The sequence below is a fragment of the Sphingomonas nostoxanthinifaciens genome, from assembly GCF_019930585.1.
Taxonomy (GTDB): domain Bacteria; phylum Pseudomonadota; class Alphaproteobacteria; order Sphingomonadales; family Sphingomonadaceae; genus Sphingomonas_I; species Sphingomonas_I nostoxanthinifaciens.
Genome location: NZ_CP082839.1, coordinates 805,149 through 831,532 on the forward strand (window position 1 = coordinate 805,149; position 26,384 = coordinate 831,532).

The following is a 26,384-nucleotide window of genomic DNA, read 5'->3' on the forward strand; positions in this document are numbered from 1 at the left end:
GGAGCGTGCAAGGGTTTACTGCTTCGGCGGTCCGGACCATTCTGTCTGACCGCGTTCGGCGCCACCCCTCTCGCCCTGACACGGAACGAAAAGAACGGTGAGATTGGACGCTGGTCCAACTCTCGCACTAAGGAGGGGAGAACTGAAATGCGTCCAATCAGCAAAATGCTGCGGCTTACCACAAGCATCCTGAGCCTGAGTCTTCCGGCGGCAGCCTATGCGCAGCAGGCCACCAACATTCCCGCTACCCCGCCTGCTGCCCAAGACGCGTCAAGCACGCAGATCGGTGACATTGTCGTGACCGCGCAGCGCCGGTCGGAGCGTCTCCAAGATGCGCCTCTCGCCATCACGGCCATCGGTGGAGCGTCGCTCCAGCGCACGGCCGTGACCAACATCTCCGACATTCAAACCTCGATTCCGAACGTCAATATCTCGCTGCGGAACGGTTCCGGTGTCGTTGCGATACGCGGCATCGGCTATGACATCGTGACGGCGGGCGCGGACGGAAGCGTGTCCATCAACAGCGACGGCATCTACCAGTCCCGGCCTGCCGCCGCTCTTTCCTCGCTCTACGACGTCGAGCGCGTCGAGGTCGCGCGCGGTCCCCAGGGTACACTGTATGGACGCAACTCCACCGGAGGCGCGATCAACATTATATCTCGGCGACCGACCGATTCGCTCGAGGGCTATATCGACCTGTCATATGGCAACTATAATGCGCTCTCAGTCGAGGGCGCGATCAGCGGTCCCATCGTGAACGACAAGTTGCTCGCGCGCGTCGCCGTCAAGCTGGAGGACCGCGACGGCTGGGGGACCAATCTTTACAACGGCAAGGACGTCGACGACGTGAAAAGCCGCGCTATCCGTGGCATGGTCGAGTTCAGACCCAGCGAGGTCGTCAACTTCCTGCTGATTGGCGACTACTTCAAGCGCGATGACAGTGCGAATGCCCTGCACTTCATCGGCTGTGTTTCGCCGGTTTGCAACGCCAATGCGGCGATCAACCGGGGCTTCTCGCTGCCGTCCAATCCGCGTGACGTCAATCAGGACATCCAAGCCGGCTACAGGCCGGAACAATATGGGGTGACGCTTATTTCCAAGGTGGAGCTACCGTTCGCAGATCTCACGGCTCTGACGGGCTACAAGAATGGCAAGTCCTACTTCCTTAGCGACTTCGACGGCACCGCACAGCTCGGGTCCTTCGCAACGCGGGAGGAGAACTACCATACTTTCTCGCAAGAACTGCAGCTTGGCCACCACAGTGACAAGCTCGACTGGATTCTCGGCGGCTTCTATTTCCATGAGCGGAACTTTGCTCGCACGAATGCGGCCTTCCCACCTTTCCTTGCACCAGCCTTATCGCGAGTCTTTCAAGGGGGTACGCTCTTCACCGACGCTTACGCTGTGTTCGGCGAACTGAGCTACCACGTTACGCCTAAATTTACGATGACCGTCGGCGGCCGATACTCGGACGAGCACAAAAAAGTCGAAGGTGAGGAAATTTACACAAACGGACCCACGAACACTAGGGCGCGTCCCGGAGAGGCTTTCCCTTGCGTCGTTTGTGTTTCCATACCGAATACAGCGAGCTTTAACGCGTTCACCCCCAAGTTCGGGGCGCAATACAAGTTTAGCCCGCATCAAATGATCTATGTAAACGTGCAAAAGGGCTTCAAGAGCGGCGGCTTCGCCGTCGGCGCGGTCACGCAGCCCTTTCAACCGGAGACAATCTGGAGCTATGAAGCCGGCCTGAAAGCCGATTGGTTTGACCGCGCTCTTACCACCAACATCGCTGTCTACCACTACGACTACAAGGATCTGCAGGTGGGGCAGATCGTGGGCACCGCCACGGAAATCCGCAATGCGGCGTCGGCGAAGGTCGACGGTGTCGAGGCCGAATTCCGTCTGGAGGCTGGCTCCCATGTCAGCTTCGACGGTTTCGGATCCTACAATCATGCCCGCTTGGTGTCGTACACCGCTCCGAATCCGGCTTATGCGGCCCAAAGCCCCGATCAGTCGGGCCACCTCCTGTCGAATGCACCGAAGTGGACCGGAAAGCTCGGGGCGGAGTATGCGACCGAGGCCGCCGCAGGGACGCTGACCTTGCGCGGAGAGGTCTTCACCTCGTCGCGGGTCTATTTCTCGCCGTTCAATAATCTAACCAACAGCCAGGCACCTTACACTCTCTTCAATGCCAGCCTTCGATATGACGGGCCTGGCGGATGGTATGGCAGCCTGTTCGTCAACAATCTGACGGACAAGCTGGTAGTCTCAGGCACTATCGTATCGAGCGGGGCCGTGGGCGGTTATGTCGCAGCACAATACCTTCCTCCGCGGATGTATGGCATCAAAGTCGGGAAGCGCTTCTGAGCTTAACCTCAAGCGACGGCCATATCGTCGCTCGAGTCTCTGAAGTTCTCAATAAGCGGGCGGGATCAACCCAGATATCCGAGGCAATGTATGTTTGAATATTTCCCTTCAAATGCAGGATGGACCTTGAGTGTTGCTTGCTGCCTCTCCATGGGCGGCGAGATCTCGGAGGTCCACGAAGCCTGCAAGCCTTTAGTCCCATTAGCGGAAGCGCCTCTTCCCGTGGCCAACGAGGCTTGGTTTCAGAGCTGGATGTCGGTGGCCGAGCGCGTAGCAGCGCAAGGTAACGAGATGTTCGCGAAGGGATGGGAATTCTCGGCCGGAGCCCGTTATTATCGGGCTGCTCAGTACGGCTTCATTGCGGAGCGGCATGCCGGTTGGAAGGATCCGCGCAAACTGATGGCGTATCGTAAAGCAAGCGCGCTGTTCGAAAAGGGCGTTCAGCTGCTCGGACACCGGACGGAGCGAATTGAGATACCCTTCGAAGGCGCAACCCTTACAGGTTATCTTCGGCTGCCCGACGGTCCGGGCCCGTTTCCGACCGTGATCCACTACAACGGCTTCGACGGCATCAAGGAGCTTCAATACGGTTTCGCCGGGGATGAGGCTGTCAGACGCGGCATTGCAGTACTTTTCATTGATCAAGAGGGCACGGGCGAATCCGCGCGCCTGCATCACACAACGAAGCCGGTCGCATCGGAAAAGTGCGCGAGCGCTTTCGTTGACCGGCTCGAGCAACATCCCGCGGTAGATAGTGATCGGATTGGCGTGATTGGCTGCAGCAACGGCGGATATGACGCGCCACGGGCCGCAATCTATGAGCCGCGGCTGAAGCTCTGTGTATCGTTCGGCGCCTTTTATGATAGCGAGTGCCTTCGCGCGAAATTCGAGGATCTCATCGATCACCCTGACTCTCCCCGCCGCGGACTTGATTTTGCCGATCAGATGACGTCTGTCATGGGTAAGGCTGATCTTCGCGAGGCTTGGCATGATTTCCAGAAGCGCTCGCTAGAAGGACATCTGGCCGGTTTGAAGGTGCCTTATCTTGTTGTGCACGGCGAGAACGACCGGCTGGTCCCGCTCGCCTTTGCCGAGCGCTGTGTTGCCGAAGCCATCAACAGCCCGCGGGCCGAGCTCAAGGTCTTCTCGATCGCTGAGGGCAGCACCGAGCACTGTGGGATTGACCTCGTCGCCTCTCACTCGCAATACATTTACGATTGGGTGGCGGAGAACTTCGGAGGTAGGGTCAGGGCGTCGTGATCTCGACCGTCCCCTTGCGCATGTCCTCGCGCCTGGAGGACTGCAGCAAAGTAGATCGGCAAGGGTTGAAGATGGCAAGGGTATCGGGAAGGAACGCCGGCGGTGCACGTGTCACCATCCTCGACGCAGCCGAGGAATTATTCGCTCAGTTAGGCTTCGATGGCGTGCCCGTAAGGGAGGTCGCAAAAAGGGCCAACGTAGCTCTCAGCCTCGTCACCTATCACTTCCCGTCCAAAGAGCAGCTTATCGAAGCCGTCATCACGAGGCGGAGCGACATCCTCAACTCGGCCAGGCGAGAGCAGCTTCGAAAGTTCATTCTGGACGATAGTCGAAATCTAACTAAGTTCGTCGAGGCTTTTACGAAACCGTTTCTACTACATATTGGATCCGGCGACGAGCACTGGCGCAATTATGGCGAGATTATCGCGCAGACGGCCTATGCAACCAAATACTCCACGGCCCTGACACAGCACTATGACCAAACCGCGAGAATGTTCGCGGACACGCTGAAGGAATTGTACGGACATCAGAGTCCAGAGCGTGCTGTCCGGGCGATCGTCTTCTGCGTGTCTGTCATGCTCAGCATCTTTGCAGCACCTCGCCGTGTCGAAGCCATATCTGAAGGGAAATATCAGAGCGCCGACCCAAACGACGCTTATCCGCTCATGCTGAGCTTCATCGTCGGCGGCATCGAACGAATCATGGAAGAATGATCTAAGGACCCATCGATCGGCGCGCGCGACAAAGAGTACGGCTAGGGAAAAGGGATCCGTGAGGCTTTTCGGATCACGCCTGTTCGCACGCGAACACGCAAGGGACTTGGCGGGCGCGGCGGCGTCGGAAGGTTCGACAGCAGGCGGCTTGGGCGGACGTGAGGCGCTGGCTGAGCGAGACTTCATCTCGAATTTGATGAGCATCGTCGGCAGGCGCCATGTCCTGTTCGATGTGCGCGCTACCCGACGATTCCGAATTGGCTACCGTTATGGCGGTGGCGAGGCCTTGGCCGTTGTGCAACCCGGCAGTCTTGTCGAATTTTGGCAGGTTGCGCAACAATGCCTATCAGCGGACGTCATTGTAATTGTCCAGGCGGCAAATACCGGTCTGACCGGCGGATCGACTCCGTCTGGAGACGGATATGATCGGTCGGTCGTCATAATTAGCACAGGACGGATAAAAGGTATTCAACTCGTGAATGGATGCCGCGAGGCGATTTGCCTGGCCGGCTCCACGCTTTATGAACTGGAAACCGTCCTTGCCCGCAGCGGAAGACAACCGCATTCGGTCATTGGTTCATCCTGCATCGGCGCATCCGTTGTGGGCGGCATCTGCAACAACTCCGGCGGGGCGCTCGTTCAACGTGGTCCCGCCTACACGGAACGTGCGCTCTTTGGGCGGGTCGACGCAGGTGGATGCCTCGTGCTGGTTAACCACCTCGGAATCGCGCTGGGCGATGATCCGGAGGTCGCCATTCGGCGGCTTGAGGCGGGCGAATATACTTCGGAAGATATTGCCATCGATGACTCGCGCCTTGGATCGGATCGCAACTATGCGAACGAGGTCCGCGACGTGGACCACCCAAGCCCCGCGCGGTTCAACGCCGACCCGCGGCGCTTATTCGAAGCATCGGGATGCGCCGGGCGTCTCATTGTCTTCGCGGTGCGTGTCGATACCTTTCCGGCGGATGGGGAACGGGCCACTTTCTACATCGGAACTAACAACCCAGCCGCGCTGACACGGCTAAGGCGTGACATGCTCAGCACATTCGAGAGTCTGCCGGTCACAGGCGAATATCTCGACCGCGCCGCCTTCGATATCGCGGCGCGATACGGCAAGGACGTGTTCCTGGCGATAAATTGGCTCGGCACTCGCCGGCTTCCCGCACTGTTCTCCCTGCGGAACAGAGTTGACGCGATGACGGCGCGCGTGGGGTTAGGTTCCTATCATCTCAGCGACCGCCTGCTTCAAGCGATAGCTCGCCTATTCCCCGCGCAGATCCCGAAGCGAATACGGGAGTTCCAAGAACGGTTCGAACATCATCTCATTCTCACGATGTCCGGAGCGGGGATCACTGAGGCTCGTAAGTACCTTGAGCACAGCTTCGATGCGGGCCAATCAAGCTTTTTCGAGTGCGATCAGCAAGAGGCCCATCGGGCTTTCATCCATCGCTTCACGGTCGCCGGCGCAGCAATAAGATTTCGAGCGATCCACTCGCGTTGTGTCGCCGACATCATTTCGCTCGACGTCGCACTCCCGCGCAACGCGCTCGCCTGGATGGACCGCCTAGAACCTTCGCAGAATATCCAGATGCTATACCGACTGAGCTACGGACACTTTTTTTGCCACGTATTTCATCGGGATTACATCGTGCGCAAGGGCTGCGACATAATGGTCCTCAAAGAAAGCCTGCTTTCGTCGCTAGATGCTCAAGGAGCCGAATATCCGGCGGAGCACAACGTGGGCCAGCTTTATCGAGCCAAGCCGGAGCTAGCCGAGTTTTACCGCAGTCTCGACCCCGCGAACGTGTTAAACCCGGGGGTGGGCAACACATCCAGGAATCGCATGTGGAGGTAGCACAGTGATAATTCGGCTACTTCGACTCAACGCGCGGACCGGACAAGTGACTTGATGCGCTGCAAATCCCGCTCAAGAGCCGGGCTATAAACTAACACGACGAGATCCGCTCGTCCATCGACCATAAATCCTGAGAACTGAAACGAGATCAAGCCAAAAAGGTCGTGATGGATACACCTGATACCTTCACATGAGTCGTTTACCTCACCAGCGGCCCATATCTTAGCAAATTCCGGACTAAGCTGGCACAGTTCCTCTATCAGCGGCTTGGCAAGTTCGAGAGCGTGATTTCTGGCTATATCGCTGCGGAACGCACTGACCAGAAACCTGGCCGTGGCATTCCAATGAGGGTCCCTTTCTTGCACTCGCCGATCCAGGAAGGCAGCGCGCAGCAGATTCCGTTGTACGGACGGCAGCGCGGCCCAATCAGTCATGACGAGGGATTGAGCGGCGTTCCAGGCGACGACATTCCAGCTTGCGTCGCGGATCAAGGCCGGGCAGCTTTCAAGCGCGTCGATTACCATCTGCAGGCGCGGCGGCACAGCAGCGGAAGCTTGAGGGTGGCGTTCCGGAAGGTGCCCAAGCGCGATCAGGAAGAGATGCTCGCGTTCCGCTCGCGATAGCATCAATGCGCTGGCGACTTGCTCCAGCGTATGAGCCGACGGGGCACCGCCACGTCCCTGCTCAAGCCAGCTATACCAAGTCGCGCTGATGCCGGCGCGTTGAGCCACCTCCTCTCGCCGTAGACCAGGCGTGCGCCGACGGCCGCCATAACCCAAGGCTTTTGCGTCGATTTTGCTGCGCCGGTCACGCAGATAGTGTCCGAGCGCCTCAGCCGTGACCATAGCCTGATAGTTATCCTGTTAGTCGCTATACCGGGATAAGTTTTTAAATTTACGCGCTTCGCAATCGTATTAGTACATCCGTACCTAAATGCAACGCGGAGAGATAGAAGATGCGGGTATTCGTCACGGGTGCAACCGGCTGGGTGGGGAGTTCCGTCGTCGCCGAGCTTCTCGAAGACGGACACTCTGTAGCCGGTTTGTGCCGTTCCGATGCCAACGTCGCATCGCTGAAGGCGAAAGGCGTCGAGCCCATAATGGGTTCTCTTGCTGACATCGATGTACTCGCGCAAGCAGCCTCAGACGCCGATGCCGTGGTGCACACGGCGTTCGGTCATGACTTTTCGAAGTTTCCGGAACACAGCGAGCAGGATCGTCGCGTCATTGAGGCAATGGGGAAGAGCTTGGTTGGCACCGCAAAGCCGATGCTTGTCACCACCGGCTTGCTGATGCTCGCGCCGGGGCGCGTCGCGACCGAGGCCGATATGCCGCCGTTGAGCGATCCCAAATATCCCAGAAAGACCGAAGCTGCGGTGAAAGTCTTGACAGACGCGGGGGTTAACATTGGCGTCGTGCGTCTCGCGCCCACCGTCCACGGTGTAGGTGATCGAATGTTTATGGCGATCTTGGCGCAAACCGCTCGTGAAACAGGTGTCTCGGCCTATGTCGGCGACGGGACAAATCGTTGGTGTGCGATACACGTGTCGGATGTTGGGGCAGTATACTGCCGTGCGTTGGAAGCGAATCTTCCTATGCGCGCGTATCACGCGAGCGCCGAGGAAGGCGTAATGTTCAAGGATATTGCCGAGGTCATCGGACGCAATTTGGGCCTCCCGGTCGAATCCCGGCCGCGTGAGCATTTTGGCTGGTTTGCAGCTTTCGCCGAGAACGACGCGCCCACCTCGAGCATGCAAACACGGAAAGCACTGAATTGGCAACCGGCGGGTAAAACGCTGCTTGAAGATCTTTCAGACCCTGCATATTTTTCATATGCCGTGTAGTGCCTGATTTCTAATCTCTAGGTCTGCCTGATACTGTGGATTACATGAAGCGTAAGGCGGTCCTGAGCCATCTTGCGAACAATATGCGCTGGCTGTTGTTCGGCTATCGAGAGCCTTAGTTCCGCGGTTCTCTTTCTCCCCGCTAGATAGGTAAAACTTTGACCCTGTGTCGAGTTTTCTATCGGAGCGTGACTCATACTCGAAATGCCGCGCGCACTCGGATACTTGGCGCCGTACCGCGCCGTATCAAATGGTCAAAGCGACGGCTTCAACGGTGTAAAGGCGGCCGTCCGAGACGTATAACTCTTATAAGAAAACCGAACGCGGCGCCACGTCGCGTCGGTTGCACGTTTCACGAAGCCCTCACGGTTCGGAAGCTGCATGATCTCGCTCGCAAGTGTTACCTCCTCCACCGTCCGCTTGCTCTGCATCGACATCGAGCTAGAGGTGTATCGACCGCGGGTGCGAGAGCGGCTGACATCGTCACGCTCCACCTCACGGCTGCCGATCAGATCCGAGGCAAGCTCCGCCGTCCCGCCGCCCTCACTGAGTCCAGACCGAAGGATCAGTAGATTACCGCAGTTCTCGATGATCGTATGGGCGCTCTCGCCATAGATGGCCTTGACCTGCGCAGAGGACTGGAAGCCAATCGCGACGCACCCGCCGAACTTCCTAAGACGGGCCTGCGCGTCCTTGAGCCCCTCGATACGCCCGAGTGCGTCCAGTTCATCGACGTGAAACCAGATCCGGCGGTCGCGATCGGGCGATAGCGACAGCGTTTCGAGAATGGCGATGTTCAACCAGCAGGAGATGAGCCCGCGGAGCGCCGCGACCTGGTTGGCCGTATAAGGCAGCCAGAGCGATCCCGTGCCCGAGCGGATCCATCGCCGTATCGAAAACGGCTCGCCGTCCAGCGCGGTGATGAACCGCAGATTTCCGATCGCCGGTGCCAGCGTCCCAAGAATACTAGCGAGCATCTTCTCGCCGCCTGGCTCGAAATAACGCGCGGCTGCTGTGCCCTGGCAGAGCAGTTTGAGCTCCGCGACCGAACCCGACGCGAGAATTGCGATGAGATCGTTGGTCGTGCCCAGACCCAGTCTGCCGAAATTCTCGAGGGCAGCGGCGAGCAGCTGCTGGGCGTAGGTGATCCACTGGTCATGTTCGCCGATGCCGAGGTGCGGCAGCACCGACTGGGCGAGGAAGGCATGGTCCCCGGGGCGTTCAATCTCGGCCAGCAGATCCCACCGCGCGCACCGTCGATCGAATGGATTCAAGATGACGTCGCCCCGTTCGAAGAAGGCGCTCATGGCGGCACCGTCCGGATCGGCAACGACCTGCCGGTCACCACGCCGGATGGCGTCCGCCATCAGCGCGCGCAAGGCCGTGGATTTGCCCGAACCGGTCGCGCCGATCGCCGCGACATGCATGGTCTCGTCCTCCCGGGATAGCGTCACACCCGCGAGCGTTACGCCTGCAGTAAGCCGCGCTCGAAGCCACGCGCCGCGTTGGCCCGTAAAGACGCCCAAGCGCGTGCCGCGCAGGTGAATCACTCTTCGCGGACCCGCCGCGAGACGGGCCGCGATGGCACCGCCCAGGAAACCGAAGGAGGCAGGCATCATCACCGCAAGCGGCCAGCTATCGGCTCGAAAGCTGGTGTAGAGCCAATAGCCAATCGCGCTTCCGCCGAGCCAACCGACCGGCGCGTAAAGCAGCGGCCAGAACGTCCTGCGATCGACGCCCTGTACGATCGCCGCTGCGATTGTACCGGGAAGCGCGGCGAGTGCGAACCAGAGGTGATAGCCGTTAAGCGCCAGCCATGCCCAGCGTTGCTCGAGCCACGGCTCGAGCGCGTGGCGATGCGCCCAATGCTCGCGAACAAGATCCACGAAAGCGAACCGCGCGTCGATCGGAATTACATAGCGCACGAGCGGCCAGCACGCAGCGATCGCAGCAAAAGATAAGAGAAAGGCAATCTGCTGGACGATGGGTTCGGAGCCCCGAACATCGCCGCCGCCGCCGTTACCGGGCGCGCTCACCGCTCAGCCCCATAATCTTTATCGCGTGTGGCGGCGGGCGCCGTTTTCGCGGCGGCCATCGCCTCGCGCATCGATTCCGATGTCTGGCGAGGCGCGGCATTGCGTGCCGCCATCATCGCGCGGAGGGCCTTCGCCTGATCGCTGTTCGCCGGATCGGCGCTACGGCCAACGTCCGCCGCCTTGGCTGAGGATACGGCCCGGGCGTTGGCACGCTCCTGATCCTTCCCGGTGTCTTGAGCCGCTACGCTCGCTGCCTGCGTATTCACCGCTCTATCGGCGTCGCGCGCCGGCACTGGCGCGGACGTGCGCTCGTCACCCGTTCGGCCGAACGTGCGAGAAACCAACGCGGCCAGACCGCGCGAATTTTCGGGAGGTGTGCTCGATTCAGCATTACCCGGCGCACGCGCTGTGGCCGCGGGCTGCTGCCGTCCCGCAGCCGGCGCAGTCGGTCGATCATAATCGAGCGCCATATCCTTAGGGCGCTCGCGCCCAAGCGTTTGCCGAAGCGCCGTCTCGTCGGCAAAATCGTCCCGTCCATAATGGAGCGCTGTGCCGTCGCGATGGCGGCTGAGCGCGACATAGGATGAGTGCGCGTCCAGGCCGGGCGTTGCCAGCACATAGGTGCGATCGACCGTCATGCCCTGCGTCTTGTGGACGGTAGCAGCATAGCCATGATCGACATGGGCGTAGCTCTTGAGATCGACATCGATCCGGCGCCCGTCGTCGAGCCGCACGGCGAGATTGTCCGGCGCCGCTTTCTCGATGATGCCGAGCGTGCCGTTCTTCACGCCGAACTCGCGCTCGTTCTTGAGGAAGAGAATCCGGTCGTTGTCGGCGAACTCGCGCAAGCCGCGCTCGGTACGAACCGCCTCGTCCGCTCCGAGTTCGCCCTGCGCATGGAGCCGCTCGCGTGCGGCACGATTGAGCATTTGAACCTCCTGGTTGGTATGGGTAAGAATGATGCGAGCGGCGGCGGGCGCATCGCGGCGCTCCATGTCCCAGCGATCGATGAGGGCCGCGCGGGCGGCATCGCGCGTGTCGGCCGCATGGACCATGCCAGCGTGACCGTATGCCGCCAGCGCCTCGCCGGTTCGACCGGTCGCGAAATCCCGGGTCGCCTCGCGCATCCATGCGGCAGCCTGCCGGCGCACCTCGCCGATTTCAGCGGCACCGTGGCGCTCGGCGAGCAGACGAAATGCGGCACCGGCCTCGATCGCTTGCAGTTGCTGCGCATCGCCGACCATGACGACTTTGGCCCCACCGCCGGCGGCCTCGGCGAGCACGCGCTGAAGCTGGCGCGTTCCGATCATCCCTGCCTCGTCCACCACCAGCACATCGCGCGAGGTCAGCCGATCACGGTCGCGCGCCCAGCTATGTTCAAGGCTGGCGATGGTGCGGGATGTGATACCGGATCCGCCTTCGAGATTCTCAGCCGCGATGCCGGACAGCGCGCCGCCGCGTACGGTGTAGCCTGCCGCTTCCCAGGCCTCGCGCGCGACGCCCAGCATCGCCGATTTGCCGGCGCCGGCATAGCCCACGACAAGCGCGAGACCGGGCTTGCGCAGCACATGATCGAACGCTGCGCGCTGTTCGGCTCCGAGCCGCATTCCGCGCGCCTCGGCAGATTCAACGGCGCGGCCGACATCCGTCCGCGACACAGCATGATCGCGCATTTGCGCGAGACGCTCGGCATCGCGCTCTAGCGCCCGTTCGGCGCTTAACATGCTGGTCGTCGTGAAGCGCTCCGCGCCGTGACCGTCGCGCCCAAGCGCGAGCACAGATTCATGATGGCGCATGCTGGCGAGCACGCGATCGAACTGCTCCTGTCCGTCCGAATGGCGATGTGCGAACATGGCCAGGTCGCGCACCGTGAAAGTCGCTTGGCTGCGGGTCAGTGTCTCCAGCCCGACGCTTGGATTGGCAATGATCGCCGCACCATTGTCGCGCGCGATCGCGCGATGATCTTGGGCGCGTTCGGCCTCCTCACCTTTCGCTTCGCGGCGCGCGCCCGCGGCACCGATCTTGTGCTGCGGCTCCAGCTCGATGCCCTGCGCGTCATAGCTGCGGTGATCGATCCGCACTTCGATGCCGAGTTGCGCCAGGCGATCGTTGACGTGGCTCGCCCAATTCTCGCGCCAGCTCTGCAGCAACACCGTGGCGTTCCATTCGCGCACCTTCGGCCCGAACCCGTCCGGGCCGACCTCGCGCATGGTCAGCATGACGTGCGCGTGCGGCTTAGCCTCGCCATCAGGGCCGATGTCCCAATGCACATTAAGATCCGCCACCATGCCGCGCTCGACGAACTCACGCGAAACAAAGTCGCGCGCCAGCGCCACGCCTTGGGCCGGCGTCATCTCGCGCGGGATCGCGAACTCCACCTCGCGGGCGAACTGGGCGTCTTTCCGCTTCTCGGTCGCCTCGACCTCATTCCACAGGGTTTCGCGGTCCCGCAGCCGTTCGGGCGCCCCTTCCGGTAGCAAGACCTCGGAATGGACGACACCTGCCTTGTTGGTGAAGTCGTGATGCCGGCCAAGCCGCTCGTCATGGAGGCGAGATGCCGAGCGATAGGCGGCGGACGCTATTGCGCTGCGGCCGGTGCCGCGTCCCATGACCTTTGCCGAGAAGTGATAGATCGCCATGACGGCAACCCATCTACGCCTGATCTCGCGACGTCGGTACGACGTATAAGCGCGCTCTCATGCGCTAGAGCACGCCTGAGAGATTTCAGCCGTTGAACCGGGGATCGGACGGCCCAATTCGCCTGCATCGGCCAGCCAAATGGAGATGCACGATGCGAAAGGTACGAGATTTCGACGCCGAACTGAAGGCGCTCAACGACCGGGCCAAGCTGCTGAAACAGCGCAAGGTCCAGCAATTCGGCGAGTTGATCGAGGCGACAGGTGCCGATGCACTCGATCCCGATTTGCTTGCCGGTGCGCTGCTGGCAGTGGTGGCGGAGACGGACAAAGCGATCATTACGAGGTGGAGCGCGCGCGGCGCGCAGTTCTTTCGGGAAACAAGCCGGCGATCGTCGCGCGGCGCTGCTGGCGCTGGCACGGGCGGCAAAGCGGGATCGGCAGGCGCGGAACCGGCTTGAGGCAGCAAAGGCGAGAGCGGATACGAGGGCCTGGGTGGTCGCAAGACGCGAACGCACGCGGCATCTGATCGAGCTCGGCGGCCTCGTCCAGAAAGCTGGCCTCGTCGACATCACTGACGATGATCGCGCGTTGCTCTACGGCGCTTTTCTTGACCTTGCTCAGCGGCTCGGGGGCGAGAACGGTTCGCAACTCAAACTGCTGTACCGGCGACGGGGCGTCCGCACGTTCGCGACCGAAGCCGAGCAGGCCGCTGCAGCTCGATCGCAGGTGGGCAAGGCTAAGCCGCCGTCCGTTGCGAAACCAACTCCGTGACGTTACATAAACTGTGTCGGAAAAGGCAGACTTGGTCTGGTGAGCCCAAGTCCTTCTGGTAACGGAAGCTCTGGTCTTTGGCTTCGTGCTTGAGATCCCCACGACGAACATCGGACGTCCTTTTGGACCGCCACGATGTTCGTCCGTGCGGTCCTCGGGTTCGGGAAACGCTCCGGTCGAACATCGACAATGGAGCCAGATATGCAGCCTCTCAACACCTTCTATGACGTCATCATCGCCGGCGCCGGTCCGGTCGGATTGTTCCACGCTCGCGAGCTCAGGCTTGGCGGTGCTTCGGTGCTGGTGCTTGAGCGGAAACGCGATCCTTATTCTCCGCTGAAAGGACTGCCGTTTGGCCTGCGCGGGCTTACGGTGCCGACCATAGAAAGCCTCGACCGTCGCGATCTCCTGACCGAACTCGAAGCCTACGCAGCGAGCAAAGACACGCGCGCCGCTTCTCACTGGATGCAGCAGCAGCGACGCCCCGCCGGCCATTTTGCCGGCATCCAGTTCTTCCACGATCAGATCGACACCGCGCGCTGGTCTTATCGCTTGCCGGGTGCGGTGGGGAGTCTCGCGGTGGACATGGCCAGTATCGAGGCCGTGCTCGCACAACGTGCGGAAAAGCTCGGCGCGGAGATCCGGCGCGGCTGCGGCGTCGAAACCCTCGACGCCTGCAACGAAGGCGTGCGCGTCTACACCAGCGAGGGAACGTGCGACGCGCGCTGGCTGGTGGGGTGCGATGGCGGGCGGAGCATTGTCCGCAAAGCGGCGGGGTTCAGCTTCGTCGGCACCGATCCCGAGTTCACCGGATATTCGGTCGAGGCAGAATTGATCGATACGTCCGACCTCAAGCTCGGCCGCCATTACACCGCGACCGGCATGTATACGTTCACGGCACCCGGCACGATCGCAATGGTCGATTTCGATGGCGGCGCTCGGCATCGCAGCGAGCCGACGCGCGAGCATATCGAAACCGTGCTGCGGAAGGTCTCGGGCACCAGCGTGACGGTCAAATCCCTCCACGTCGCGGCGACCTGGACCGATCGCGCCTATCAGGCAACCGAGTACCGGCGCGGCCGCGTTCTTCTCGCGGGCGACGCGGCGCACATCCATTCGCCGCTCGGCGGCCGAGGGCTCAACCTCGGGCTCGGCGATGCGATGAACCTCGGCTGGAAACTCGCCGCCACGATCCGCGGCGTTGCGCCGGAGGGTCTGCTCGACAGCTACACAAGCGAGCGGCATCCGATTGGCGCGCGAGTCCTCGATTGGTCCCGCGCGCAAGTCGCGATCATGCGTCCGAGTTCCGCTTCGCGTGCGCTGGCGGCGGTCGTCCGCGATCTGATCGGGACACGCGACGGCGCAACTTACTTCGCCGAACGCGTGCTGGGTGTCGGGCTCCGCTATGATCTTGGTGCCGGACACCCCCTTGTCGGTCGCAGCGCGCCGGACTTTCAGCTGGGCGAAGGAACCCGGCTCGCGGAGCGTTTGCGAAGCGGGCGCGGGTTGCTTCTCGACTTTGGCGCGAGTGTTTCGCTGGGCGCGCTGGCGGCGCGCTGGTACGGGCGCATCGACTATATTCAAGCGAGCAGCGACGAGCATATGGAAGTGGGCGCCCTGCTGGTTCGGCCCGATGGGATCGTGGCGTGGGCTTGCGATGGAACGCCTAACGACGATTTCGAGCGGGCCGCCAAACATTGGTTTGGCGATCCACACTCGCGCTCCCACCCGTAAAACGATCACGGGCCGGGAGGGTTCGCGGCACCGTCGCGTTGCGATCCTGAAAGCGGGAAAAGCGCGCTGACGCGGCGCGCGGCGGGCGGCTTCGGATCGACCGGGCCGCCCTGTGCGGCGAGGTCGAGGAAGAGGCTCGCCTCCTGCCAGCGGGCTTGGACCGGCTGGGCCGCGCGTGCCGGCGTACCGCCGCCGATGCGCGCAGTGTAAGCCACCGTTTCGGCCGGGAGCGTCGCCGCGCCTGCGGCATAACGCTCATATCGGCCTGGCCCCGCATTATAGGCGGCAAGCGCGCCGGCCATGCCATAGCGGGCCGCGAGTTCGGCGAGATACATGGCGCCACCGATCATATTGCGGCGTGCGTCGAACGGATCGGTGCCGAGGTTGTAGCGCGCGGTCAGGTAGGTCCAGGTCGCCGGCATAATCTGCATGCAGCCCATTGCTCCCTTCACGGAGACGATACGGGCGTTTCCGCCCGACTCGGCCCTCATCACTCGCAGGAGGATGTCGGCGGAAAGTCCGGATCGACTAGCGGCTTCGGGTACATGCGCGACGCAGGCGTTGCCCATTGCAGGCGGCGCTGGTTGGGCGCTCGCCCGGATAGAGGGAGTGAGCAGCGCGAACGCGCCGAGCCAGATCGGCGACGGCACCCTCATGACCACGTCCAGACCGGAATGGCGCGGCCGACAACCCGGCGCTCGGCGACCGGGCCAAAGTAGCGGCTGTCGAATGAGTCCGCGTGCGCCGGCGCGATCAGGAACAGCTGATCTGCGCGCAGCCGCCCGCATCCCGACCAGATCGGCAGCGTACGACTGAAGCGATCGCGCGCCAGCGCGGTGGCGACGGTCCGCGCATCGATCGTGACGCGGTCACCTGTCCGGCAGATCGTCGCGCCGCTTGCGGCCGCGACGGGCTTGATCAGCAGTGCATTGGCCTCGACATAGCGCCGCGCGGCCATGAACCGACCGAGCTGCGGCGACGGTCGCACCGCGACCAGGTCGCCGACGCGCGGAGATGCACCGGGCTCGACGCGGTAGAGGCCGAGCGGGACGCTCGCCGACGCGTTCCAGATTAGCCGCAGTTGTGGGCGGTGGATGGCCGGAGCGAGCAGCAGGCTGAGCGCGGCGCCGCCGCATGCGAGCAAGCCGACGCGGAGCGGATGGCGATGCGAGCGAGCCTGCCGCGCGGCACCGGTGTTAGCTGAGAGGGCGCGCTTCATCAGTGCGTCTCCGGCGCTGGATCGCTTGGCTGCCGAGCGGCGGGCAGCACCGAACCGTTGTTGGGATCGGACGTCGAGGCGCATGCGCCGCGGTCGGCCCAGGCGCGCAGGTCTTCGAGGGTATAGACGACGCGACCGCCGATCTTTCGGTAGCCGGGACCGGTGCCATAGGTGCGATGCTTTTCGAGGGTGCGCGCCGAGAGGCCGACATAATGGGCGGCCTCCTTCGTGCGCAGATAGCGTGTATCCTTGATAATGTCGGGCATGACCGGGCTCCTTGCTGAGGTGAGCGAGGCGGCTGCCAAGCGCCTCGCGAACCCGGTCATCATCGGCGACGAAAGAAGGCCCGTGGTGGCCGGAACGAGGGGGCGTGAGATCCGACCACATTGCCGGTGGGCGACCGGCTATGATGACGGTCGTGGTCCCAACAGTCGTCTATATCCTTGTCCAATCATCTCCGTTCCGGCCTCCAGCAGCCGGCGAAGATCCGATCGTTCGGAGCTTGCTCGCCAATCCGGGGGCATGGGATCGAGCAGCTGCTCGGCGATGTCGCGCAGCGACGCGCCGTCCTGCGACAGATCGTGGACGCAGAGCATCGCGGCGTGTCGGTGCGCATGGGCGAACGGCGCAGCGCGAAGCGGCGGGCCGTAGCCGATCGCGCGCCGGAAGGTCGCGGCGGCCTGGACCCGCGCCGTGTGGCTGGTGTCGGGATGAAGATAGATGCCGAAGCCGGCACCCCTCGCCGGCGCGAGTCCGGATGGTAGCCAGAGCGAGAGCTCAGGCGCGCCATGTCGGCGGATCAAAAGATAGGTCCCGCCCGGAGATCCAATGCGAAGAACGCGATCGCCCCAGCGCTCGAATAGGAAGCGCAGATCGCCAATCGGCCGCGCCCAAGGCGCCGGGCGGACGATCGTCAGGACGGAGGTATCAAGCTCCGGACTCCAGGCGACCGCGGGCACCTCGATCGCTGCGGTATCGGGATCGGGCGCGAAAGGTAACGCCCCAATGGGACCACCTCCTTGCCAGCGGATGCTGCGCGATCGTGATTAGTGCCCGCGCCGATCGGCGAACGATCGCTTCGGCGGATGCGCTGGCGCGTCGTGCCGGCACGTTCGCCGTGTGCCAGATGCCTCGAAATTCGGGATTGCGCCGGAGCCACTCCCAGGCGAAGCCGCGCGCATCCAATGCGGTCAGGGCCTGATAGGCGGCGGGTAAGCGTAAGCGATGATAACCTGGCATCGTAAAACTCCTCGATGCCCCCTGCGACCATAACCTATGTGGGAAATGCCGCAGTCCGCAACGAGGCCGCCCCTTATCGCCGAATAAGCCGCCGCTTATCGCAAGTGGTTAATAACTAACGCCAAAATGGATCAAACGAAAGCCCCGCCCGGTCGATCCGGGCGGGGCTTGATCGTTAAGCTCAGTCGCCATTGCGGCGGCTGGGGCGCGACCAGATCAGGTTGAAGGTCTCGCCGTCCTCGTCGTCGAAGAGGTTGGCGTAGATCGGGGCGGTGAAGCTCGGATCGTCGAGCTTGAGGCCCAGATAATCGCGGCCTTCGTTGGACTGCTTGGTCCAGGCGGCGCCGATCTCGGCCCGGCCGACCATCACCCGGTGCGAAGGGGCGTTGTCGTTTGCGCGGTTGGTGTCGGGAACGATGCGGACGCCCTTGGCCTGAACGCCGAGGGTAACGATGTCGCCGACGAACTCGTTGTTGGCGGTCTTCTTGAAGGTGCCGATAGTAGCCATGTTAAGTCTCCAGTCTTGATGCACGAGCCCGTGCCCATCACGGTCTCGATGGCTTGGGACATGACCGGGACTGCCGCGGCTGCAGTCGTCAGACCTGAAGCGTTAGCGGAAGACGGCGGCGGGGCGCTTTTTTGTCCCGCGAGGAAAGCCGGCACAGCCGGCAGGGGAAAAAAGTGACCCAGAGCCGTTGCGGCCATGAGCGGCAGAGGCGAAGCCGGTCCCGGTCATCAAAGCCTGAAGAGAGGCCGTTTGGGCACTGGCCTGGATCCGCCGAATGGAGACGTGGCGCTATTCACGGAGCCCTTCCAGACCTCCGACGTCGCGATCGTGGTTTCGGATACAGACGCTGACAGACAGGACGGTCGCCCTGTCCCGTATCCCCACTAATGACGACGCCGTTCCCAGAGAGGCCGACGTCCGGCGAATCAACCGTCCATCAAGCGCGACGAAGGTAGAGCGGCTGGGCAATGCCCGCGGTCAGAACAACCGCCTCAGGCGCCAATCTCGACGGCGGGGACGGAGACATAGCCGATCGGCTTGCCTCCTCCCGGCCATGACTAGAGATGCACGAAAAAGCCCCGCCCGGATCGACCGGGCGGGGCTTATTTTGGAGCCTGTTGGCTAGCGCTCAGATAGCCGGGCGCAGCATTCGCTCGGCGGCGATCGCGGCACATGCCATGGCGGCCACCAAGCCGGCGACGATGCCGGTGGTGCCAAGCACGACGCCCAAGGCGTGTGCAAGGGAATAGCCGGTGAGCGCCGCCGGTACCGCGAACAGAAGAGCGAGCGTGATGCGGGCATAGGTCTTGGTGAGCTTCAGCGCCACCACGCGGCTCGCCGCGATGACGCCCATGAAGGCGATCACACCGATGACAAACGAAGCAAAGGTTGAGCAACCGAGCTGATGAGCGGCAAAGCCGGCGGCGACGCCTAGCGCGATCGGGAGCGCCAATGTAGCACCCGCGAAGAGCTGGTAGATCAGATAACCGAACCCGACCAGGGAAAGAGGAAGCAAAATCGGCATGGCGTCAGATCCTTTCACAAGGGGTCGACGCGCTTCCACCTGCCACCACAGCGCGTCGTGAATATAGCGGAGATTGCCCGGCAACGAAAGCGCTGCGGGGTTCGATCGGACGGACGGCCCGTCGATTACTGAGCGAAAACATCATATTCCCGGACCACGTGATCGGCATCGCCGTCGTAATCGTCGGAGGCCATCGCGGCGTATCCGTCGTCGGTCTCGATCAGAATGATGATGACCTTGAGCGTGCAGGCGAGGTTCCAGGCGTAGCGTTGCGCGGTTTCGAGGCTCATGATCGGCTCCCGTCGTTTGGGAAGCGGGGCCACTCCCCGCTCGACAGGCGCCGACACATCCGGGCGCTCGACCGCGATCACCGCGCCGGGACGAAGGCCCAAGCGGCCGCATGCAAAGCATAGCGGACCCCTTGAGGGTTGATCGAACAAGGTCGCGGGTCCGGAAAGGACTAGCGCCTCCAAGAGCGGGGAATGGTCCAGTGGCCTGACAGTGATAAGCTGCGACAGGCCTCAGCGGGCGGTCAGTTATTGCCCGAAGAAACGCAACGCCATGACCATGTTGCTATGATCGTGTCGCTGTGGTCGTTATCATCAGCGGATGATCGTTGGCCGTGATTTCATGTACTCCAAGATGGGTCCCGTGGGAGCCTGCATTACTGCGGCGCGGTCGACGGCCTTACGGACGAGCACATCATTCCGCTGTCGCTCGATGGCAATATTCAACTCGTGGATGCGAGCTGCCTGGCGTGTGCAACCGAAACGGCTAAATTCGAAGGCGTGATGGCTCGAACGGTGTTCGGCAACATCCGCATGCGACACGGTTTCCCAACCCGGCGGAAAAAGCAGCGTCGAGATACGCTGCCGCTCAAAGTCGAAAAGGCGGGCGTTGTCGAGGACATCGAGATACCGGTAGGTCGGCATCCCGCCGTCACGCCGATCGTATTTTTCGAGCCCTGCGGCATCCTCAGCGGCTTGGTCGGTCCCGAGAGGCCGGTCCTCGTGCGTTTACTTGCCAACGAGGGAGTCGCCCCTAGCGATCTTGGCGGCGACGCGATCCACGTCGATGTGAAGCCCTGCGTGGCCGAGCTTCGAAGATTTCTAGCCAAGATCGCGCACTGCTTCACGGTGCTCAATCTTGGGCTCGATGGTTTTTCGCCTTGGCTAGTGCCGCTCATCCTGCGCGGTGAGGGTGATGCCGACGCGCTGATTGGTAGCGACGCGGTCGCGCCGCTCGAAGGGGCGCGGCCCGACCGCAGTAACGTCCACCAGATGCTGCTACGAATCTATTCGACGAAGACACATGGTGACGTTTGCGTCGTTCATATCGGTCTATTTTGCAACTGGTTCGCAGACGGGTCGGCCGATCGCATGCCATCCTATCACGTGGTCGTGGGAGCGGCGACCCAGCGCAGCTGGGACCGTCTGCAAACCCCTCTTTTCTACCCGGTCCTCAGCCAGCGCGAGATAGAGCGGGGTAGTTACATGCTGTCGGACCCTTTGGACATGCCGACATGACTGAAGAGGCAACGGAGCGGATGATCCGCTTCAAAATCGACCGGCAAGCGGTCGAGAACATTCACAACGACCTGGCCAATGCTTCGCATTACTTCAAGAAGCGAATCACCGAACGCGATGCCGCCGGCGATCGCGGCGGCATCGCCTTGGAGATGATGGCAGGGCTGACCATGACAGCCTTCTGGATAGAGGCCGGAGTCAACTATCTCGGCGTTGCGAAGGTGAACGGCTGGGCCGAGCGCGCGCCGGCCAAGGAGAAGCTCAAGCGGCTTCTCGCCGAACTCGGTCTGGCTCCCGATTTAAGCAGCCGCCCTTGGTCGGTGATCGGGCGGCTGAAGGACTTTCGCGACACCCTTGCGCATGGGAAACCCGAAACGCTCGCGTCGGAAGAAATCGTGGTGAAGCCTTTCGGCTTCGCCGACCGGCCCGAGCCTCTTGAATCAGAATGGGTTAAATCGCTTACGGTTGCGAACGTCGTCGATTGCTACGAAGACACAAATGCAATCTGGCTGGAGATGCTGAAATCGGCCGGGATGACAGAGATCGAAGCTACGAGCAGCGGCAGCAGCGGGATCACCTATCTCGGCGAAGCCTAAGCGCGGCCGATGGTTTAAGAGCGCTCGACGGTACCACCGGTCGTGGCGATCAGCCGGATCGCTCGCGGAAATCCCAGAGGCGAATGCCCATCTTGCGTGCCTTGTCGGCGAGGTTGTCCTGAATGCCGGTGCCGGGGAAGATGATGACGCCTCTTGGCATCTCGTCCAGCATCGCATCGTTGCGCTTGAAGGGAGCGGCTTTCTTGTGGCGCTCCCAATCGGGCTTGTAGGGCTTCTGCGGAACGTTGCGATCACGTGCCCAGCAGGCGGCAATGCGTTCGGCACCGGTTGGAGTCGCGCCGTGCAGGAGGACCATGTCAGGCAATTGCGCATGAACCTTGTCGAGCGTCGCGTAGATCAGCCGGTGATCGTTGAAGTCGGCTCCGCCGGTAAAGGCGATCCGCACGCCGTCGGGATTGAGAACGCGGGCGTCCTGATAAGCTCGCTTGTCGATTTGCTTGCGGCTGTCGAGCACTGCCGAGGTCAGCATCTTGCGGTTGACCATCGCCCCTGAGCGCGGGAGCCACGCTTTGCGGATGTGGGTGCGGAACTGGTCGGCGGCGGCATCCCGCAGGAATTCCATGGTGTCACGGCGTTCCAGCATCGTGATGCCTTCGGCGATCCGGCGTTCCAGCTCGACCGATTTCACCTCGCTGCCGTCTTGCTCGCGCTGGAGGCGCTTCTGCGCCTGTTCGTTGTCGTCGAGCTCGCGTTCGATCCGCTCGCCCGCACGGTGGAAGACGTTGACGATGCCCCAGGTCAGGTTCTCAAGGTCGGGCTCGATCCGCGTGTCGGTCAGTGAGGACACAATGGCATCGAAGATGTCGGCGATCGCGCCGCCGGCAACGCGGGCATCGGGCAACGGGCGATGGTCGGGTTCGTCCTCGAAGGGCCGATGGCCATAGAGCTGCATCTCCTGAAGGAGATATGCGGTGGAACCGGGCTGCGGTTCGTCCGCGTCGGAATTGTCGGTCGCCATGTGAGCCTCCGTCGTTGCGAGCCGCGCCTCTCGCGGCCTTCCTGGCGACGACCGGCGGCGGGCGGACCGGGCCTGCACCGCGCCTTCGGGCGCGGCCGAAGCGCAGCGGAGGATGGCGGAGCGCGGCTATTTTGTTTCGCGATGCAAAGGGGCGTCAGCCCCGGCGGAAAATAGCCGCAGCGTAGCCATTGCCGGCCCGGGCCGGCTGCCGCAGTCGCCCTCTGAAGGAAGGCCTGGCGCGGCGTCTCGATACGAGGGAGGCTTGGCGATCGCTGCCTTGGCGCGGTCGGCGGCGCTGGGATCAGCGGACTCGCATCAGGCACTCGGCATCCTCCGCCCGAAGCTGGGCGTGCAACCTCGCTGCCAGTTGTTCCCGGCCAAAGGCGCGAAGATCGCTGTTGAAATCATCGAGCTGTGGTTCGAGCGGCACGATGTCGATCCCTGCTTGCGTCGCCCGTTCGGTCAACGTTGCGAGTGCGGCGGTGCCCGCGGGATCGTCATCGCGCGCGACGTAGAGGCGATGAAGATCGGCCGGAAACAAGACGGCGGCGAGATGCGGTGCCGACAACCCCGCGATCGCCGGTGCGGAAATGACATTACGCAGCGACAGCATGGTCTCGAGTCCTTCACCGGCGAGCATGACCGGAGACGCGTTTCCGAAGCGCACACCCATGCCGAGAAGGTCGCCCATGGCCCGGCGCGGCGTTGCGATCGGCGCCTTGCCCGATCCGTCGGGTGCAAGCCAGGTGCGGTGGCAGCCGGTGATGGAGCCATCCTCGTCGGTGACGGCGGCGATCAGCGCCGGGAAGACGTCCGGCGTGCCCGGAGCGTCGTCCTCGGATGGACGATACCAGCAGCGTGGATGAAAACGCAGCCAGCATTCGGTTCGAACATCCAATATGCGCGCGTGCGGAGATAGCGCTCGGCAAGCGTGCCGGCGATCGGGCGTGATGCAGCGAAGAGACGCTGCGCGGCCTTGCGCGAACCTGCTGGGGCGGCGGGCTGGCTGGGATCGAAGTCGGGCGTTTCGCGCGGAAGTGCCAGGAAGCGGCGGGCTTCGTCGAGCGTGTCTGTCAGCAGGCGGTGCCCACAATTGAAGCCGATCAGATCGAGCAAGTCACCGTGATCGCCGGTGGCGGCATCCGTCCATTTGCCCGCGGCGCCCTTGCCATCTTCGCCACCCTTCAACCGAACATAGAGGCTGCGACCTTTGGATCCGTGGACATCGCCTGCGATCCAATAGCGGCCTTCACGCCGGCCTGCAGCGAGATAGTGACGGCAAACCGCTTCCGCATTGCGCGCGAGCTGCCGGGAAATATCGGACGCGGTGCCAGGCATGAGCGTCTTCCCAAGACAAAAAATGGGGCCTGCCGATGCGACAGGCCCCAAAGTGCGAGGCGCTATTCGGCCGCGATGGCGAAGGGCTCTTCGCTCTCACCGCCATCATGCTCCGATGCCGCCTCGGCTTCCACGGCCGGTTCGCCGTCGATCGCCGCCGGGTCTTCGACCGGTTCGGCGGAAGGCGTGCGCAGCGGCTCGGCAAGCCAGCCGCTGTCGGCGAGCACACGTTCGGCCTCCTTCGCCATGTCGGGCTTCTTCAGGCCCGTCAGGCGCGCGGCGACCTCGGCGCCCTTCGCTTCGTCGACCGCGCTCAGGATGCGCGCCTTGGTCACCCGACCGAGATAATTGTCGACCGTGGCGGTCCAGCCGGCCGCGACCATGTCGAGATCGGCGGCACGGGCGAGCACGTTGCTATGCTCGATCCGGCCCGAGACGGTCCGCGCCGAGACGCGGCCCTCGTTGTAGCGGTTGGCCGGTTCCCAGACCGCGTTGATGCCGAACGACGCGCAATGGGCGAAAAGCGCCGCCTGATCCTCGGCACTGAGCGCGATCAGCACCTCCCACAGCTCCTGCGGCTGGTCGGGCAAACGCTCCGCCCAGCTTGCATGTCGCGCATCGATCGCGCGTGCCGAGGCGCTGTCGTTCATGCCCGGCGCATGGGTGCCAAGGCTGCCGCCCCTGACCAAAATCTCCACGCAGCTTGCGGCGCTCGAATAGTGGTAGAAGGTGTCGAGCGTGAGCGCGTGCAAGACGGCGGCGAAGGCGACTTGCGGGTGACAGGCGACCGCATTGCGCAGTGCGAGCGTACGATGCGTGGTCAGTTCGGTGACCAGGCGATCGGGCAGCGGACGGAGCAGATCGTCCTGCTCGTCCTCGTCGCCACCGTTATCGGCACCTGGCGCGCCGCCGACCGAGACGATGGCCGTGCCAGTGTCGGCATCGGCATCGTCATCCTGTTGCTCTCGATCGACGGCAACGGCACCTTGCTCGTCCCCGATCTCGGACGCTTCCTCCACGGGCTCGTCTTCGGGCCGGACATAGCCGCGCTCGATGTAGAGCGACCCGTCGATGTCGACGCTGACGAACACGCCGGCGCGGGCCATTTCAGCCGGCTGATAGACCAGCGGACGCGAGACGATAGCGCTGATCTCCTCGTCGATCGCGGTGACGCGGGCATCGATCTCGTCGGGCACGTCGGCGACACTCGACCATTCCGCTTCGAGCGCCTCGGCTTCCTCGCGAAGCGCCGTGAGCTGCGCCTCGTCGGCTTCGGTCATTTCGGGCTGATCGCCGTCGATGACCCGCATGCCGTCATCATAGTCGTACGCAAAGTCGACCGCGACCGCGACCCACTTCCAGCCTTCCTCGCCGATGCGGGCACCCTCAGCCTTCAGCTTCTCGTCGACTTGTGCGTCGAGGAGCGCCACATCCTGCAGCCAGCCGCCCTGATCATCTTCGAACAGGTCGCGCAGCACGTAGCCACCGGCGGCGACGTAGGTGTCGAGGCCGACGAAGCGGACCCTTTTGTCCGTCGCGCGCACGGACTGCTCGGTCAGCTTGGCGCGGATCATGTACGGCTGCCGGTTGTGGCTCGACTGGAGCAACTCCCAGACCTGCTCCTGCCGCTCGTGGTCTTCGGAGACCGAAAAGGCCATCAATTGCTCGAGCGTCATGCCGTCCTCGGCGTAGACCTCGTGCAGCCTGGGAGAGACGGAAGCGAGGCGCAGCCGCTGCTTCACCACGGCGGGCGTCGTCATGAAGGTCGCGGCGACGGTCTCGACGTCGGTGCCCTGCGTCACGAGCTGCCGCATCGCGCGGAACTGGTCGAGCGGATGCAGCGCTTCGCGATGGACGTTCTCGGCGAGCGAATCCTCTTCGGCCGAGATCTGGTCATCGTCGCGCACGATGCAGGGAACGCCTTGCGTCTTCGCCATCCGGCGCTGCTTCACGAGCTTTTCGAGCGCGCGAAAGCGCCGGCCGCCGGCCGGAACCTCGAACAGGCCGGTCTCCGCGCCTTCCGCGTCGTGCTGGGCGCGGACGGTCAGGCTCTGCAGGAGGCCACGGCGCGCGATGTCGGCGGCGAGCGCGTCGATCGAGACGCCGGCCTTCACGCGGCGGACATTGGCCTGGCTCAGCACCAGCTGGTTGAACGGAATGTCCCGCGAACCGCTGAGGACGATCTTCACATGCTTGGTCATGGGTCTTCTCCATGACGGGCGGCCGGGAGACTCTCTCTCGACCCTCAACCCGTCATGAAGCCGGCGCGGCCCTCTCCTCTAAAAGGGTGAGAGCCGCGCCGACGCCCGAGAGATGGGCTGTCAGTCCTGCGAGGGCACGCCGGGTGGTGATCGCCGGAACAGGGTTTCGGTCCAGAGGATCGAGCCTGTTCGGTGGGACCATGCTGCCCAGACCGAGAGAGGCACGTCCGACGTGAAGGCGGCATCGATCTCGATGCCCATGCCGAACGGCAGATGGATCGCGGATAGTTCACTCAGCGACCACGGGCCGATCTCCGGACATCCAAAGCCAAGGTCAGCCAAGCCCCAGAGCACGTCGCCATCATCGCCAAGTTCAGTGGCGAGCCAGGTTTGGGCTCCAAGGGGATTGAAGAACTTGATCAGCGGCGCCGGGTCGGGCTCGGATATCTCGCGCTCGACCGCCGCCCGGCGGTTTATATGATTGGCCCGCAGCGCATAGCGGGCGATCGGTGGCAGAACGATCATGAGAC

The 26,384-nt window shown here is 62.9% G+C and carries 26 protein-coding genes; 10 read left to right on the top strand and 16 right to left on the bottom strand.

Annotation, left to right across the window (positions count from 1 at the left end; genetic code table 11):
* Positions 1-147: 147 nt before the first annotated feature.
* The 4 genes from K8P63_RS03655 to dld all read left to right on the top strand — a co-directional run bounded on the left by K8P63_RS03655 (position 148) and on the right by dld (position 6,201).
* On the top strand, positions 148-2,370 hold the full coding sequence (locus K8P63_RS03655) for a TonB-dependent receptor (protein WP_223798517.1): 2,223 nt from the start codon (positions 148-150) through the stop codon (positions 2,368-2,370).
* Positions 2,371-2,460: 90 nt separating this feature from the next.
* Positions 2,461-3,630, top strand: coding sequence for an alpha/beta hydrolase family protein (locus tag K8P63_RS03660; protein ID WP_223798518.1), 1,170 nt, complete (start codon positions 2,461-2,463; stop codon positions 3,628-3,630).
* Positions 3,627-4,343, top strand: coding sequence for a TetR/AcrR family transcriptional regulator (locus tag K8P63_RS03665; RefSeq protein ID WP_223798519.1), 717 nt, complete (start codon positions 3,627-3,629; stop codon positions 4,341-4,343). Before K8P63_RS03660 ends, K8P63_RS03665 begins: the two co-directional genes overlap by 4 nt.
* 196 nt (positions 4,344-4,539) lie before the next feature.
* The gene (dld, locus tag K8P63_RS03670; RefSeq protein WP_263282708.1) at positions 4,540-6,201 is read left to right on the top strand and encodes a D-lactate dehydrogenase; all 1,662 of its coding nucleotides are present in this window, start codon (positions 4,540-4,542) and stop codon (positions 6,199-6,201) included.
* 26 nt (positions 6,202-6,227) lie between these two features.
* Here the strand turns inward: dld and K8P63_RS03675 are convergent, their stop codons facing one another.
* Positions 6,228-7,046 carry a helix-turn-helix transcriptional regulator gene (locus K8P63_RS03675; RefSeq protein ID WP_223798521.1) on the bottom strand — a complete coding sequence of 273 codons (819 nt, stop codon included), beginning with the start codon at positions 7,044-7,046 and terminating at the stop codon, positions 6,228-6,230.
* Between the two features lie 110 nt (positions 7,047-7,156).
* On the opposite strand from K8P63_RS03675, the gene K8P63_RS03680 reads away from it, so the two are divergent.
* The gene (locus tag K8P63_RS03680) at positions 7,157-8,044 is read left to right on the top strand and encodes an SDR family oxidoreductase (RefSeq protein ID WP_223798522.1); all 888 of its coding nucleotides are present in this window, start codon (positions 7,157-7,159) and stop codon (positions 8,042-8,044) included.
* 254 nt (positions 8,045-8,298) lie between these two features.
* Here the strand turns inward: K8P63_RS03680 and K8P63_RS03685 are convergent, their stop codons facing one another.
* Positions 8,299-10,080: a type IV secretion system DNA-binding domain-containing protein gene (locus K8P63_RS03685; RefSeq protein WP_223798523.1), complete on the bottom strand. Its 1,782-nt coding sequence runs from the start codon at positions 10,078-10,080 to the stop codon at positions 8,299-8,301.
* On the bottom strand, positions 10,077-12,719 hold the full coding sequence (traA, locus tag K8P63_RS03690) for a Ti-type conjugative transfer relaxase TraA (RefSeq protein WP_223798524.1): 2,643 nt from the start codon (positions 12,717-12,719) through the stop codon (positions 10,077-10,079). The genes K8P63_RS03685 and traA overlap by 4 nt, the downstream gene beginning before the upstream one ends.
* A 152-nt stretch (positions 12,720-12,871) precedes the next feature.
* Between traA and K8P63_RS03695 the strand changes: the two genes are divergently transcribed.
* From K8P63_RS03695 to K8P63_RS03705, 3 genes are all read left to right on the top strand, one after another.
* Positions 12,872-13,177: a conjugal transfer protein TraD gene (locus tag K8P63_RS03695; RefSeq protein WP_223799712.1), complete on the top strand. Its 306-nt coding sequence runs from the start codon at positions 12,872-12,874 to the stop codon at positions 13,175-13,177.
* A 34-nt stretch (positions 13,178-13,211) separates the two neighbouring features.
* Complete coding sequence (locus K8P63_RS03700; protein WP_223798525.1) at positions 13,212-13,490, top strand: conjugal transfer protein TraD; 279 nt, start codon at positions 13,212-13,214, stop codon at positions 13,488-13,490.
* Between the two features lie 201 nt (positions 13,491-13,691).
* Positions 13,692-15,224, top strand: coding sequence for an FAD-dependent monooxygenase (locus K8P63_RS03705; protein ID WP_223798526.1), 1,533 nt, complete (start codon positions 13,692-13,694; stop codon positions 15,222-15,224).
* Positions 15,225-15,229: 5 nt separating this feature from the next.
* On the opposite strand, the gene K8P63_RS03710 is transcribed toward K8P63_RS03705, so the two are convergent.
* The 8 genes from K8P63_RS03710 to K8P63_RS03745 all read right to left on the bottom strand — a co-directional run bounded on the left by K8P63_RS03710 (position 15,230) and on the right by K8P63_RS03745 (position 19,606).
* The gene (locus K8P63_RS03710; protein WP_317629345.1) at positions 15,230-15,880 is read right to left on the bottom strand and encodes a lytic transglycosylase domain-containing protein; all 651 of its coding nucleotides are present in this window, start codon (positions 15,878-15,880) and stop codon (positions 15,230-15,232) included.
* Positions 15,877-16,443 (bottom strand): S26 family signal peptidase, encoded by a 567-nt coding sequence (locus K8P63_RS03715; RefSeq protein WP_223798527.1) that lies wholly within the window; start codon positions 16,441-16,443, stop codon positions 15,877-15,879. The genes K8P63_RS03710 and K8P63_RS03715 overlap by 4 nt, the downstream gene beginning before the upstream one ends.
* Complete coding sequence (locus K8P63_RS03720; protein ID WP_223798528.1) at positions 16,443-16,709, bottom strand: helix-turn-helix transcriptional regulator; 267 nt, start codon at positions 16,707-16,709, stop codon at positions 16,443-16,445. Before K8P63_RS03720 ends, K8P63_RS03715 begins: the two co-directional genes overlap by 1 nt.
* A gap of 138 nt (positions 16,710-16,847) precedes the next feature.
* A complete protein-coding gene (locus K8P63_RS03725; RefSeq protein WP_223798529.1) occupies positions 16,848-17,402 on the bottom strand; it encodes a DUF2285 domain-containing protein in 555 nt (184 codons plus the stop codon).
* Positions 17,371-17,682, bottom strand: a complete 312-nt coding sequence (locus tag K8P63_RS20930) for a transcriptional regulator domain-containing protein (protein WP_223798530.1) — start codon at positions 17,680-17,682, stop codon at positions 17,371-17,373. The genes K8P63_RS03725 and K8P63_RS20930 overlap by 32 nt, the downstream gene beginning before the upstream one ends.
* Positions 17,683-17,863: 181 nt before the next feature.
* Positions 17,864-18,190 (bottom strand): DUF736 domain-containing protein, encoded by a 327-nt coding sequence (locus K8P63_RS03735; RefSeq protein WP_223798531.1) that lies wholly within the window; start codon positions 18,188-18,190, stop codon positions 17,864-17,866.
* A 628-nt stretch (positions 18,191-18,818) separates the two neighbouring features.
* Positions 18,819-19,214, bottom strand: a complete 396-nt coding sequence (locus tag K8P63_RS03740; protein ID WP_223798532.1) for a hypothetical protein — start codon at positions 19,212-19,214, stop codon at positions 18,819-18,821.
* A 125-nt stretch (positions 19,215-19,339) separates the two neighbouring features.
* A complete protein-coding gene (locus K8P63_RS03745; RefSeq protein WP_223798533.1) occupies positions 19,340-19,606 on the bottom strand; it encodes a hypothetical protein in 267 nt (88 codons plus the stop codon).
* 411 nt (positions 19,607-20,017) lie between these two features.
* Here K8P63_RS03745 and K8P63_RS03750 point away from each other — a divergent pair, with 411 nt between their 5' ends.
* On the top strand, positions 20,018-20,740 hold the full coding sequence (locus tag K8P63_RS03750) for a hypothetical protein (protein WP_223798534.1): 723 nt from the start codon (positions 20,018-20,020) through the stop codon (positions 20,738-20,740).
* Positions 20,737-21,336, top strand: coding sequence for a hypothetical protein (locus K8P63_RS03755; protein ID WP_223798535.1), 600 nt, complete (start codon positions 20,737-20,739; stop codon positions 21,334-21,336). Before K8P63_RS03750 ends, K8P63_RS03755 begins: the two co-directional genes overlap by 4 nt.
* Positions 21,337-21,385: 49 nt before the next feature.
* Here the strand turns inward: K8P63_RS03755 and K8P63_RS03760 are convergent, their stop codons facing one another.
* The 5 genes from K8P63_RS03760 to K8P63_RS03775 all read right to left on the bottom strand — a co-directional run bounded on the left by K8P63_RS03760 (position 21,386) and on the right by K8P63_RS03775 (position 26,379).
* Complete coding sequence (locus K8P63_RS03760; RefSeq protein WP_223798536.1) at positions 21,386-22,315, bottom strand: DUF2493 domain-containing protein; 930 nt, start codon at positions 22,313-22,315, stop codon at positions 21,386-21,388.
* A gap of 301 nt (positions 22,316-22,616) precedes the next feature.
* Positions 22,617-23,213 carry a DUF7146 domain-containing protein gene (locus K8P63_RS20840; protein WP_317629346.1) on the bottom strand — a complete coding sequence of 199 codons (597 nt, stop codon included), beginning with the start codon at positions 23,211-23,213 and terminating at the stop codon, positions 22,617-22,619.
* Positions 23,111-23,653 carry a DUF7146 domain-containing protein gene (locus tag K8P63_RS20845; protein ID WP_317629347.1) on the bottom strand — a complete coding sequence of 181 codons (543 nt, stop codon included), beginning with the start codon at positions 23,651-23,653 and terminating at the stop codon, positions 23,111-23,113. The genes K8P63_RS20840 and K8P63_RS20845 overlap by 103 nt, the downstream gene beginning before the upstream one ends.
* A gap of 62 nt (positions 23,654-23,715) precedes the next feature.
* Positions 23,716-25,854, bottom strand: coding sequence for a ParB/RepB/Spo0J family partition protein (locus K8P63_RS03770; RefSeq protein WP_223798537.1), 2,139 nt, complete (start codon positions 25,852-25,854; stop codon positions 23,716-23,718).
* 120 nt (positions 25,855-25,974) lie between these two features.
* Positions 25,975-26,379, bottom strand: a complete 405-nt coding sequence (locus tag K8P63_RS03775) for a DUF2958 domain-containing protein (RefSeq protein WP_223798538.1) — start codon at positions 26,377-26,379, stop codon at positions 25,975-25,977.
* Positions 26,380-26,384: the final 5 nt, after the last annotated feature.